The following is a 12,574-nucleotide window of genomic DNA, read 5'->3' as shown; positions in this document are numbered from 1 at the left end:
GTTCAGAACTTGTCGGGGAACTGCTTGACCAACGCCCCGGCCAGGGCGTCGGCCAGCACCAGCATGTGTTGGCGCATCATCTGCCAGGTCTGTGCTTCGCCCGCGTAGTCACGGGCCGCCAGTTGGTCGATCTGCGCCACATGGTGGCCGCCGTGGGCGCTGAGCAGGGTCAGCAAGGTCGGTTCGGGCAGGTAGGGGTTGGCCTTGGCCAGGAACCCCGCGATGGCCTTGGCGTTGCCCGACAGCTCGTTGACCGCCGCCTGCTGCCCGGCCTTGTCCCTGGCCACCGTGGCATCGCTGTAGTGCTTGACTGCGCCCCAGTGCCCGGCCAGCAGCTTGAGCATCTGGTCCGCCGCCGGTTGGCCATACAACGGCGCCAGGCTGTTGGCGATGGTGGTGGCGTTGCTCACCACCTGCCTGGCCGCCGTGTCGGCCTGAGCCTGGTTGCCAGCCTGGTTGGCAACGGCGTAGTTGCGCACCCAGAACACATGCTCGACCCACAAATCGCGCAATGCCAGGCGCGTGCTCAGTGCCGCAGGCTCGGCGGCGGGCGCATCGGTGCTGGCCAAGGCCTGGTTGAATAGCGGCTGCGCGCACAGGGCGAGCAACAGCAGTGCAGCAATCTTGATGTTCATGACGACACCCTCGAAGTGGATGGCCCCCAACAAAGGTAATTTAAGCATCAAAATATGTTTTTATTGGCCGAAGCGCTGGATTCGGACCAATGGTCCACGGCTCATCCCTTGATGGCTTTCTCGATGGTTGCGATGTCGATCTTGCCCATGTCCATCATCGCCTCCCAGGCCCGCTTGGCCGCCGCCCGGTCACTGCCGGCTACGGCCTGGGTCAGCACGCGCGGGCTGATCTGCCACGACAGCCCCCATTTGTCCTTGCACCAGCCGCACACACTTTCCTGACCACCGTTGCCTACGATGGCGTTCCAGTAGCGATCGGTCTCCTCCTGGCTGTCGGTCGCCACCTGGAACGAGAATGCCTCGCTGTGGCTGAACGCCTTGCCGCCGTTGAGGCCGATGCAGGGGATGCCCATTACCGTGAATTCGACGGTGATCACATCGCCCTGCTTGCCCGACGGGTAGTCGCCGGGGGCCTTGTGCACAGCGATCACCTGGCTGTCGGGGAAGGTCCGGGCATAGAAATTCGCCGCCTCTTCGGCATCGGTGTCGTACCAGAGGCAGATGCTGTTCTTCGGGGTCATGTGCAGGTCTCCTGTGGCCTTGCGAAGGTCCCACGAGTCTAGCCCCCGTGCCCGCCCGCACTGGCGGTGCGCGATCAGCGGCTGGCCAGGGGTATCCACAGGTCGACGTAACCGCCACCGTGCAGCGGGTCGAAATCGGCGCTGTACAGCTCGAACTCCGGCGCATCGGCCGCCTGGTAGCCGGACGCCGGCAACCACTGGTTGAACACGGTGTAGACCGTCTGGTGGATCATCGACACATGGCCCTGGTGGCGGAACACCGCATAGTCCCGCGCCGCCAGCCGGAAGTGGCTGAAGTTCGGCGGCAGATCGCCGGCACGGGCCACCTCGACCCCGGCGATGTACTCGAAACTGCCGTCGTCGCCGGGGTTGCAGCACACCCCGTAGGTGGCGTCGCCGACCTGGCCGGGCACCCGCCCCACGTATGGGTCGAAGGCCTGCCACAGGCCTGGGATGCCTTCGTTGCGCTCGAAGGTGAAGCGCCCGCCGAGGCCAGCGATGATGAAGGCATCGCGGTGTTCGAAACGCGGTTCGGCAAGCGGGATGAAGTCGAGGGTTTTCATGCGCAGTGGCTCCAGCAAGGCAGAGGGGTCGTGGGCCTGGCCGCGCAGCTGGCTCGGCGGCATGCCGAACAGCTCGCAGAAGGCCCGGGTGAACGCTTCGTGAGAGCTGTAGCCAGCCGCCAGCGCTACTTCAAGGATGTCCGGGCAGCCGCCGCGCAAGGCCTGTGCGGCACGGCTCAGGCGCCGGGCCCGCACATAGCGCATCACCGGCCAGCCGGTGGCGGCGGCGAACTGGCGTGCCAGGGCGAACGGCGAAAGCCCGAAGTGCCGGGCGACACGGCCCAGGTCCAGGTCGGTGTCCAGGGCCGTCTCGATGTACCACAGGATATGTTCGATGCTTCGCATTCCCTTGCTCCTCAGTCGGCGCAGCCACATTACCAAGGGTGTTGGCGGACGACTTGATCGTTCTTGCGCTTGGCCATCGCAACCTGTCTCAGCGAACCTGCGGCTCGATGCTGGCTGCCGGCCAGGCGGCAACCGTTGCAGCCACGCCCCCGAACTCCAGGCGACAAGGGCTGGCAGCAGGCAGCGATACTGGCACAATGCCTCGCTCACCACCCGCCCCTATCAAGGAGGATTCATGTTGTCGCGCTCCATCCCGGCCATCCTCACACTGGCCGCCACACTGCTGCTCGGTGCCTGTGCCACAGCCCCGCAGCCCCCCGCTCCACCGCTTGGCCCCGTGCTGCCGAGTACACCGCAACGCAGCCAATGGATCGAACAGACCCTGGCCAAGGACCCGCTCGTCAAGCCCAAGGACAAACCGGCTGTCTATCCGAACAGCGACGAGACTGTGGCCAAGCTGCGCAAAGAGCGCAACCTGCCTGTGCCGGATGAGTATTGGGCGCTGTACAAACAGAACCTCGACACCCTCCACGCCGACATGCAACAGCAGAAGGTTACCGGGCGCGCCGCCTACATCGCCGTCTACACCGACCAGCTCAACCGCGCCGACGACCAGACCCTGCAACGCCTCGCCACTGCGCCCGACAGCCTGGACAAGGCCAGCAGCCGGGCCTGGACCCAACGCATGGTCGAGCGCCTGCTGACCTACATGACGGATGACAACAAGGCCACCGTCACTACCCTGCAAAATCACATGCAACGCATGGCACTGATGGACCGCCAATACAAGGTCTGCGCGCTGTACAGCGACTGCTGGGACAAGCCGCCGTCCAAATGACCTGGCCGGCGCCAGGTTTGACGCCGGGCGCCGCAGCGTTCAAGGTCGGTGCTGCACAGAGCAACCCAGCCTTACCCTGACGCGGAGACCGACATGCATTTCGACCTGATCCAGACCCTGAGCCTGGCCGGCAAGCCGGATGTGCCCAACGATGACCGCCTGGGCTGCGCCGAGCGCCATGCCTGGGTCATCGACGGTGCCACCGACCTCGGCCCGGCCGGCCTGCTCGGCGAGCGCGGCGGTGCGGCCTGGCTGGCGGGTGCGGCGCAGCGTGCCTTCGCTGGCGCTTGCGGGCCATTGCAAGGTATCTGCGAGCAGGTATTCGACACCCTGGCCAAGGCTTACGAACAGGCCCGTCAGCGCGAACCGCTGGCCCCGTGGGAACTGCCCCGCGCGGCCTTCGCCGCCGTGGCCTTGGAGGGCGAGGCGCTGGTCTGCGCGCACCTGGCCGACTGCGTGGTGCTGCACCGTAGCGCCGAGGGCGTTGCCTTCCTCACCCCGGCCCCCGACCGCGAGGCCGAACGTGCCGAAGCCGCTGCCCTGGGCCCTGGCACTGGCGCCTTCGGTGTGCGCACACCCGCGGTGCTGGCCGACCGCCGCGCCGCCCGTGAGCGGCCCCGGGCCGTGCTGGGTGTTGAGCCCGAACAAGCCCGCGCCGGCACCTGCTACAGCCGCACCCCGGTGGCCAGGGGCGACGATGTGCTGCTGATGAGCGACGGCTTTGCCGCGCTGTTCGACACCTACCGGGCCTACGACCCGGCCGCATTCATCACCCACCTGCTGGGCCACGGGCTGGCCGACCTGGCCCGCACCCTGCGCGAAATCGAACAGGAGGACGCCGCCTGCGTGCGCTACCCGCGCTTCAAGATGAGTGACGATGCGTCAGCGATCTGGTTGAGAGTGGGCTGAAGCCAGCCGCAGAGAAAGGTAGGCCATCAGAAAAGGACTACACGCAAAACGGAAAGCATGAAGTCGATTGCACGCAAAGTCGGACGCAAAATGTTTCCGCGAACTACAAGTGCAGCGGATAAACACCCGCCCTATCGACTCATGTACAAGGAAGCACGCAATGCTGATCCAGCCCCTCCCCTCCCACGGCCCCTGGGACCAAGCCATCAGCCTTGACAGGCACACCGTACTCAGCACCCCCATCGGCCTGAATGCACAGGGCCATATGCAGTTTGAAATCCTGCGCACCGACATCGGCGAGGCGCTGTTCCAGCTCAAGTACCGCGACGACTTCCAGCAGGTCGCCTTCCTCGCCCGCTCGGTGGCCGCCGCGCTGGCCGGGCAACGCTTCGACCTGGTCATCCCCATGCCTGCCAGCAGGCAGCGCCCCTGCCAGCCGGTCCACGAAGTGGCCAGGCAGGTGGCGGTATTGTTGGGCAGCACTTACAGCGACCAGCTTTTGCTGAAAGCCTGGCGTACCGAATTGATGTCCGACCTTGCCAACTATGAACAACGGGTCGAGGCACTGGCCGGCTGTTTCATCGTCAACGACACCCTGCACCATGGCACCGATGTGTTGCTGCTGGACGACCTGGTCGACACCGGTGCTTCGCTGGAGGCTGCCTGCACCGCCCTGCGCGAATGCGCCAGCGTTCGCAGCATTTCGCTGGTTGCTCTGACGCGCAGGCACTGATCAGGCAAAAAAAAGGCGCCTCACGGAGGCGCCAAAACATTCACCTGTAACCAAAGGAGCGCGTGGGCTTCTAAAGGTGAATTCGGGTAGTCACAGAATCGACAGCGGGTATTCGACGATCAGCCGCACCTCGTCCAGGTCAGACTCGAACGCCGTGGCCCGGGTGGTGGCCTGGCGCACCCGCAGCGACAGGTCCTTGGCCGCGCCGGTCTGCACCACGTACTTGACCTCGATGTCGCGCTCCCAGCGTTTCTGGTCGGTGAGCGGGTCGCCGTTGCCGTCGCGGCGCATGTAGAAGACGTTGGCATTGCTGTAGTCGGCGTCGCTGCCTCGCCCGTATCGGGTCATGAACGTCAGCCCCGGCACGCCGTAGGTGGCCATGTTCAGGTCGTAGCGCAGCATCCAGGAGCGCTCCTTCGGCGAGTTGAAGTCGCTGTACTGGATGGAGTTGTCGAGGAAGATCGAATCGGACTGGCGCAGGTAGTCGAAATCATCGTCGCCGTTGTTGCGCTGATGGGACAGCGCCAGGGTGTGGGCGCCGTAGCGCACGCCGAGCTTGGCGCTCCAGATATCGTTGTCGAACTGGCCGAGGCGCTGACGACCTTCATCCTTGGCGTTGTAGAAATTGAACCCGCCGATCAGCGCCAGCTCGTCGCTGAGCGGCCAGGTCACGCTGGTGCCGGCGTAGTACTGGTTCCACACATCCTTCAGGCGGCTGCCGAACAGGCTGACGCTGACGTAGTCGTTGATCGCGTAGTCGCCACCGCCGTAGGCAATCCAGGGCGAATCCACCGGGCCGCCATAGAAGGTGACGAAGTTGTCGCGCAGGTCGCTGGACACCGGCTGGCTCATGGCATGCAAGCGCCCGCCCTGCAGGGTGAGGCCCTTGAGGCTGGTGTTTTCCACGGTCACGCCACGGAAGCTCTCCGGCAGCAGGCGCGAGTCGCCGGCGGCCACCACCGGGTTGGCCGGGAACACATCACCCACCCGCAGCACGGTGTCGTACAGGCGCAACTTGGCGGCGCCGCCGACCTTGCTGTACTCGTCCCGGGCCTGGCCGTCGCGGTCCACCGGCAGCACATCGAACGAGCTGCGCCCGCCATTGCGCCCACCGCCGGTGTCGAGTTTGAGCCCGAGCATGGCGAAGGCATCCAGCCCCACGCCCACGGTACCCTCGGTGAAGCCGGATTCGAAGCGGGTGATGATGGCGTGGGCCCAGGCCTCGGAGTAGCCGTTGGCGCTGGCCTTGCCGCTGTTGTAGGTCGGCGCCGGGCCGTCGCGGTGGTCACGGTTGAAGTAGAAGTTGCGGTTGAGCACATTCAGGCGGCTGCCTTCGATGAACCCCTCTTGCTGCGCGTCGCCGGCCCAGGCGGCGGGGCCGGCCATTGCCACCAGGGCGGCCAGGGAAAGTGTCGGACCGTTTCTCATGCGATGCTCCTTCGCTGCGGCTGTTGTAGTTGTATGGCCTCGGCGCTGGAGCGTCCCTGGTCTGGCCAGATGCGCGCGCACCCAGCCCCTTCGGCCGAGGCTGATGCTCGCTGCCGGCGGATAACGGCAAGGTGATGGGCGGATTACAATTGCGTCATGCGCGCGCTTGCGTCCGGGATTGGGGGTACTGGCTTCACGGGCGTTCAACGTGGTGAGCGAGAGTGTCTTGCGTGGGATCGCCGCTGAAAGCTATGACGTAACTGGCCACGATGACGTAACACCTCCCCCCCGTCACCTGGCATTTCTACCAGTAGACACGCGCCAGCCCCTCCCGAAACATGCCAGCTGCCGGCCCGAAGGGAGTGCCCGCCATGCAAAGCGCCACGTTGTTCTGGAAAGTTGCCAATGGCGACCACCCCTGCCCCCATGCGTCTTCGCTGCTGGGCTGGGAGTTCATCTTCTATGAGCCGGACAAGCGCCAGGTCCGGGTGCGCTTTCATGCCTCGGCTTCGTTGACCACGCCACTGCAGTGCATCCACGGCGGCATGCTCGGGGCCATGCTGGATGACTGCATGGGCGCGGCGGTACTGGCCGCCCTCGGCCCTGAAGAGGTGGCGCTCAGTGCAAGGCTCGAGACCCGCTTGCTGGCCCCGGCCCTGCCGGGCCACCTGGCCGGCGTGGCCAGGGTCACCCGCCGCACCGGCAAACTGCATTACACCAGCGGTGAGCTGCACGCCGAAGACGGTACGCTGCTGGCGACCGCCAAGGCCTGCTACAAGGTCATCCCCATGCCGCCGGGCGGGGTCTTGCAGGGTGCCGGCGAACCGGGGTGACGCCCTTGCCGTGCATGGGCCTGGCTAAACCTTGCGCATCTGTAACCCTGGCGTCATGCCCCTGTTGGCTGGCGCTGGCTAGCCTGGGCTTCGAAACCTCACCCCTTTCGGAGGCCCACCATGCTACGACTGACCCTGAGCGCCGCGCTGCTGGCGCTGTCCCTCTCGGCCCAGGCCACAGGTTTTACCACCCGGCCCAACGAGCAACTGCTGGAGGACCACCAGCAAGCCGTGGCCGCCTACGCCGCGGAGCGCGCCAAGCCCATGCCGAAGATCGTCGACTACCGCTACGGCATGCGCCTGGACGTTGCCCGCCTGGTGCGCCAGTCAGCCGACCCGCGCAACTGCAACGTCGTGCCCCGCCTGATGACCTACGAGGACAGCCAGGGCACCCTGCGCACCGTGCGCTACGTGATGCAATCGCAGTGCATCAACAACAAATGACCTGCTGGCGTGGCCTCAGGCGTTGACGCGCCCTCGTTGTACCAGGTTGCGATAGCCCAGCCACAGCACGCTCAACAGCAACACGCCCAGCAGCACCATCAGCTCGACGCTGTAGCGTGCCACCAGCGCCGCAAAGCCGAGCACTTCGCGGTACACCTGGATATCGGCGCTGCCGTCGGCATGCCGGATGCTGATGCCGCCCTGGCGGACCTGCGCGTAGTCCGTGTCGAAATACACCCATATCCGGCTCTCGCCCGCTGCTTCGATACTGGGGATTTCGATACGGTTGGTGGGCGCCTCCAGCAAGGTGTCGTTGCCAGCGGCATCGCGAATCTGCACCAGGCCCTTGGCCGGCAGGCGAATCTGCACGGCCTGCAGCGGGCGCTGCCGGTGGTTGAACAGCTCGATCAGCAGCCCGGTGCGGTGGTCCACCAACCCTGCCTCGAAGGGGTTGGCGAACAACTGCAGGTATGGCGCCTGGGCCAGCTCCACCAGCTTGTCGACCTGCGGGTCGGCGAGCGCGCCGTTGCCGATCTCGCGGACGAGCCCATGCAGGCGCTCGTACTTGAGCAGCGCGTTGGCCGTGCTGATACGTTCGCTGAACTGGCCCGGGTAGGTAAGGTGGGCGTAGGTCAGGCGCGCTTCGAGGCGGTCGTCATCGCGCAGCAGGGCGTAGAGCGCGGTGGCGGTGACCGCGACGACCAGCAGGCCCACGAGGGCTTTACCGACTTTTTCCCAGCTCACCTTGGGGTTCCTTGTACTGCAGGGTTGGCGACAGGCAATGGCGGGCAAGGGTGCCAAGAAGCGGGGGCCGGGGCAAGGCATCTTTGCCGTGGCTGGCCCCTTGGGCGCAAGGCCGGCTCAGCCTCTGCCGAGCAACCCCGGCACCGCCACCACCAGCATCGCCACCCCGGACAGGGTCAGCAGCCCCAGCACGATCCGGCGAAACGCCAACTCGCTGATGCCCAGGTACAACCGTGTGCCGAACAGGGTTGGCAGCGCCATCGCCAGCGCCACCACGGCAAACGACGGCAGCAGCGCCGCAGTCACCAGCCCGCTGCCGATGTAGGTGAGCAGGGTCACCGCCAGCATCGACAGGTTGAAGTTCTGGATCACCGCGCGCTGGGTGTCGCGCTCGAAGCCGCGCAAGGTGCACCACAGTGTCGGCACGGTGCCGGTGAAACCGCCGATACCGCCCAGCACACCCCCGACCATGCCCACCGCGCCATCGGCCAGGCGCCCGCCGCGCAACCTGGGCAGGCGCGGCGCCAGCAGCATCAGCGGGCACCACAGCACCAGCAGGCTGCCGAACACCGCCTTGAACCACAGCATGTCCAGGTAGGGCAGCACCCACACCCCCAGCGGGATGCCAGCCAGGCCACCAAGCACGAAGGGCCACAGCAGGGCCCAGCTGAACCCCCGGCGCACACTGAACACGGCGATCAACTGGCCGCTGAGGCTGCCGAACACGGTCAGCACCGCCGCCGCCTGGGGTTCCAGGCCCCAGGCCCAGAACGACATGGCCACCATGCCGAAGGCAAAGCCTGACAGGCCTTGGACGAAACCGGCAACGACAGCGCCGAGGGCGATCAGTAACAGCGGGTCCATGAATACTCCGTACAGGTGGCCAGTGGGGCAGCATTCCCCACCCATCAGTGGGTGACTATCCCCAGGTTTGCGGCAAAACCTGAGCGTATCGCGTTCGCATATCTTGCAACATCTTGAAATATCTGGCCCTTGGCCACATTGCCTTTGGCACAGCCGTTGCTCATCCCTCCTACAGGGCACGGCGCCACCCCCGAGGGTGGGCAACAGATGCCCGTTGCACAACACGGGGCATACCGCAATGAAGAAACCCGCAGCCACATCCCTACAGGTGTTCAGGTTGTCCTCAATCACGGCGCTGCTGCTCAGCTTCGGGCTGGTGGGCGCGGTAGCCGGATCACTGGACGATGTCAGCCAGCCACCGCCCGGCGACCCTTCCGCCTACAGCGACCCACCCGCCAACCCAGTGGCCGCGGCGGCGGCCCTCGAAGCGCTGAAAAGCATGCCAGAAGCCAACGAAGGCTCGCTGGAGCTGACCAATGGGGTTTACGGCGACCGCTCCACGGTAACCATCGACAACGTGCTGCAGCCAGCGCAGCAGACCTCGCGCAAGTACCCCACCAACGGCAAGCCCAGCCCGTTGTTCGGCGCCGAGCCGTTCACCCAGCAACTGCTGCTGCTCGAAGAATTCGGCCCGGAAAAACTCGACCCGGCCACCCCGCCCTACCAACTGACGTTCCCGCCGCCCATCCTCGGCCCGGCCCCCGCCCAGGACCCTGACATCGTTGCCCGCAGCAGCCCCAACGGCAACGCCCTGGAAGCCTTCCTCACCCAACCCGGGCTGACGCCGTTCCCGTCGCAGTATGCCAACGTGCTCGACCGCAACCCGTGGAAGGCGCAGATCGAGATGTTCCTCAACCGCAATTCGGTAGGCTCGCCCGCCGAAGGCCGCCCACCAGGAAAGGGCTGGTCGCACCAGCGCTGGAACGAGTTCTACCCGCAGGCCGCGTTCAAGACCGCGCAGGCCGGTGCGCGCATCAACCAGGGCTTGCGTGACCGCAAGCAACTGCACGGCTACAGCAAGGGCGAGTTCGGCCCCGGCGGCCTGTACTACCAGACCTCGGACATCCCCACCACCCTGGGTACCACCAAGGGCATCGACACCCGCTTCCACCCGAAGATGCCGCTGCAGAACCACAAGGCGCTGTGGACCTTCGACGGCACCTTCCCGATCAAGCTGCTGATGGTGCGCTACGGCCAGCCGGTGCTGATGCGCCACTACAACGCGCTGCCGATCGACCCGTCGGCCAACAACGGGTTTGGCCTGCACACCATCTCCACCCACGAACACAACGGCCACTCGCCGGCTGAAAGCGACGGCTTCGCCAACGCCTACTTCTTCCCCGGCCAGTACTACGACTACCGCTGGCCGATCCAGCTGGCCGGCTACGACACCATCAACACCCGCGCCCAGGACCCACGCGCCGCCTTCCCCTGCTCGCCCGGCGAAACCCTGTACGTCAACGACAGCTCACCGGGCCTGAAGACCTGCGAGAACGGCAGCATCAAGATCCGCGGCGACTGGCGCGAAACCATGAGCACCCACTGGTTCCACGACCACATGCTCGATTTCACCGCGCAGAACGTCTACAAGGGCAACGCGGTGATGATGAACTACTACTCGGCCATCGACCGCGGCAACGAAGCCCTGCAGGACGGCGTCAACCTGCGCTTCCCCAGCGGCAGCGCAATGCCCTGGGGCAACCGCGACTACGACGTCAACCTGGTGGTCGCCGACAAGGCCTGGGATGCCAATGGCCAACTGTGGTTCAACCCGTTCAACACCGATGGCTTCCTCGGTGACCAGATCCTGGTCAACTGGCAGTACCAGCCAAAGCTGAAAGTGCGCGCGCGCAGCTACCGCTTCCGCATCCTCAACGGCTCGGTGTCGCGCTACTTCAAGTTCGCCATCGTGCGTGAGGTGGCCGGCAGCAGCGGCGAGTTCAAGGGCCCGAGCGGCTCCAATGTGTCGTACAACCGCGTGCCGTTCCACATGATCGGCAACGACGGCAACATCATGGAACACGCGGTGCCGTTCGACGGCAGCATGGACCTCAACGGCGACGGCGACCGCCAGGACAACAACGGCATCCTGCCGCTGCAGGGCATCGCCGAGCGCTACGACATCATCGTCAACTTCGCCAAGAACGGGATCAAGGCCGGCGACAAGCTGTACTTCGTCAACCTGATGGAACACGAAACCGGCAAAGGCCCGAAACAGCCCATCGCCCTGGCCGACATCCTGTCGGAGAAGTACAAGGCAGTGATCAAGCAGACCAGCAACGGCCCGGAATGGGACAAGGGCGACCCGGCAGTCGGCAAGTTCCTGCAACTGCTGGTGCAGCCCTACAGCGGCCAGGACGTGAGCATGGACCCGGCCCTGTATGAACCGGCCAAACCCGGCAAGGCCGAAGGCCTGGTGATGATCCCGCTGACCATCAACCCCGGCAACGCCGCCGACCAGGCCAAGATCAAGGACGCGCGCCACCGCGAGTTCATCTTCGGCCGCTCGGACGGCACCGACAGCGCACCTTGGACCATCAAGACCGACGGTGGCTTCGGCTTCAGCATGGACCCACGGCGTATCAGCGCTGCCCCGCAACTGGCCAGCGAGGCGACTGCCGCCGGCTTCAGCGGCGACGGCACGCTCGAGGTGTGGAAGATCAAGAACGGCGGCAACGGCTGGAGCCACCCGGTGCACGTGCACTTCGAGGAAGGCGTGATCCTCAGCCGCGACGGCAAGGCGCCGCCGGAATGGGAGAAGTGGGCACGCAAGGACGTGTACCGCATCGGCCCGGACAAAGACTCGTCCGAGGAAGTGGAAATGGCCATCCGCTTCCGCGAGTTCGCCGGCACCTACATGGAACACTGCCACAACACCCAGCATGAAGACTCCTCCATGCTGCTGCGCTGGGACATCGAGCACCCTGGCCAGTTCCAGCTGATGCCAACGCCCCTGCCCGGCTGGGATGGCGTGCAATACGTCAACTCCGCCGCCCTGCCGACCTTCCGCAAGGCCGACGGCGACGGTGGTGGCAATGAAGACCCCGGCAACAAACCACCCGTGGCAGTGAACGACAGCGCCGCCACCAGTGCCGGCAAGCCGATCGTGCTCAACGTGCTGGCCAACGACACCGACCCCGACGGCAACCTGCCGCTGACGGTCAGCGGCCTGGCCCAGCCCGACTCGGGCATGGGTGTGGTGAGCAGCAACGGCACCCAGGTGACCTATACCCCGCCGGACACGGTGGCCACCCCGTTCACCGCCAGCTTCACCTACCTGGCGCGTGATGCCAAAGGCCTGGAGTCGCTGGCCCCGGCCACGGTGAGCATCGCCGTCTCGCCTGCCGTGCAGGCCGACACCGTGGTGGTGAGCAGCGCCAGCGTGCAATTGCGCAGCAACAACCGCTGGACCTGGGACATTGCCGGCACCACCAGCGTGGCCAGTGGCAACAGCATCCGCGTCAGCACCAACACCACCAGCGGGCCGCTCGACCTGGGGCTTGCGACGCTGACCGTGAGTGGTAGCGGGGCACGCTGGAAGCTGTCGGTGACCACCACCGGCAGCGGTCCGGCCTCGCCACCGGCGGTGACCGTGAAGTCGGCGCTGGGGCAGACCGTGACGGCACCGTTGAGCATCAAGTGAAGTAGAAACCGTGG

12 protein-coding genes are annotated in these 12,574 nt (G+C 65.8%); 6 read left to right on the top strand and 6 right to left on the bottom strand.

The window, feature by feature from the left end:
* Positions 1–2 precede the first annotated feature (2 nt).
* The 3 genes from DM373_RS08630 to DM373_RS08620 all read right to left on the bottom strand — a co-directional run bounded on the left by DM373_RS08630 (position 3) and on the right by DM373_RS08620 (position 2,124).
* The gene (locus tag DM373_RS08630) at positions 3–635 is read right to left on the bottom strand and encodes a hypothetical protein (protein WP_110993153.1); all 633 of its coding nucleotides are present in this window, start codon (positions 633–635) and stop codon (positions 3–5) included.
* A gap of 101 nt (positions 636–736) precedes the next feature.
* On the bottom strand, positions 737–1,216 hold the full coding sequence (locus DM373_RS08625) for a VOC family protein (protein ID WP_110993152.1): 480 nt from the start codon (positions 1,214–1,216) through the stop codon (positions 737–739).
* A 74-nt stretch (positions 1,217–1,290) separates the two neighbouring features.
* Positions 1,291–2,124: an AraC family transcriptional regulator gene (locus DM373_RS08620; protein WP_110993151.1), complete on the bottom strand. Its 834-nt coding sequence runs from the start codon at positions 2,122–2,124 to the stop codon at positions 1,291–1,293.
* Between the two features lie 235 nt (positions 2,125–2,359).
* Here DM373_RS08620 and DM373_RS08615 point away from each other — a divergent pair, with 235 nt between their 5' ends.
* The 3 genes from DM373_RS08615 (at position 2,360) to DM373_RS08605 (ending at position 4,604) form a co-directional block, all read left to right on the top strand.
* The gene (locus tag DM373_RS08615; RefSeq protein WP_110993150.1) at positions 2,360–2,962 is read left to right on the top strand and encodes a hypothetical protein; all 603 of its coding nucleotides are present in this window, start codon (positions 2,360–2,362) and stop codon (positions 2,960–2,962) included.
* Positions 2,963–3,055: 93 nt separating this feature from the next.
* Positions 3,056–3,871, top strand: a complete 816-nt coding sequence (locus tag DM373_RS08610) for a protein phosphatase 2C domain-containing protein (protein WP_110993149.1) — start codon at positions 3,056–3,058, stop codon at positions 3,869–3,871.
* Between the two features lie 160 nt (positions 3,872–4,031).
* Complete coding sequence (locus DM373_RS08605) at positions 4,032–4,604, top strand: ComF family protein (RefSeq protein WP_110993148.1); 573 nt, start codon at positions 4,032–4,034, stop codon at positions 4,602–4,604.
* Positions 4,605–4,694: 90 nt separating this feature from the next.
* Here the strand turns inward: DM373_RS08605 and DM373_RS08600 are convergent, their stop codons facing one another.
* A complete protein-coding gene (locus tag DM373_RS08600; RefSeq protein WP_110993147.1) occupies positions 4,695–6,032 on the bottom strand; it encodes an OprD family porin in 1,338 nt (445 codons plus the stop codon).
* 371 nt (positions 6,033–6,403) lie between these two features.
* Here DM373_RS08600 and DM373_RS08595 point away from each other — a divergent pair, with 371 nt between their 5' ends.
* Positions 6,404–6,865: a PaaI family thioesterase gene (locus tag DM373_RS08595; RefSeq protein WP_157966829.1), complete on the top strand. Its 462-nt coding sequence runs from the start codon at positions 6,404–6,406 to the stop codon at positions 6,863–6,865.
* A gap of 120 nt (positions 6,866–6,985) precedes the next feature.
* The gene (locus DM373_RS08590; RefSeq protein ID WP_110993145.1) at positions 6,986–7,309 is read left to right on the top strand and encodes a DUF2790 domain-containing protein; all 324 of its coding nucleotides are present in this window, start codon (positions 6,986–6,988) and stop codon (positions 7,307–7,309) included.
* A gap of 15 nt (positions 7,310–7,324) precedes the next feature.
* On the opposite strand, the gene DM373_RS08585 is transcribed toward DM373_RS08590, so the two are convergent.
* Positions 7,325–8,053: a hypothetical protein gene (locus DM373_RS08585; protein WP_110993144.1), complete on the bottom strand. Its 729-nt coding sequence runs from the start codon at positions 8,051–8,053 to the stop codon at positions 7,325–7,327.
* Positions 8,054–8,170: 117 nt separating this feature from the next.
* On the bottom strand, positions 8,171–8,917 hold the full coding sequence (locus DM373_RS08580) for a sulfite exporter TauE/SafE family protein (protein ID WP_110993143.1): 747 nt from the start codon (positions 8,915–8,917) through the stop codon (positions 8,171–8,173).
* A 238-nt stretch (positions 8,918–9,155) separates the two neighbouring features.
* Here DM373_RS08580 and DM373_RS08575 point away from each other — a divergent pair, with 238 nt between their 5' ends.
* The gene (locus DM373_RS08575) at positions 9,156–12,560 is read left to right on the top strand and encodes an Ig-like domain-containing protein (protein WP_110993142.1); all 3,405 of its coding nucleotides are present in this window, start codon (positions 9,156–9,158) and stop codon (positions 12,558–12,560) included.
* The last annotated feature ends 14 nt before the right edge of the window (positions 12,561–12,574 follow it).

Source organism: Pseudomonas sichuanensis, assembly GCF_003231305.1.
Classification (GTDB): domain Bacteria; phylum Pseudomonadota; class Gammaproteobacteria; order Pseudomonadales; family Pseudomonadaceae; genus Aquipseudomonas; species Aquipseudomonas sichuanensis.
This window is presented reverse-complemented; position numbering and strand designations above follow the sequence as displayed.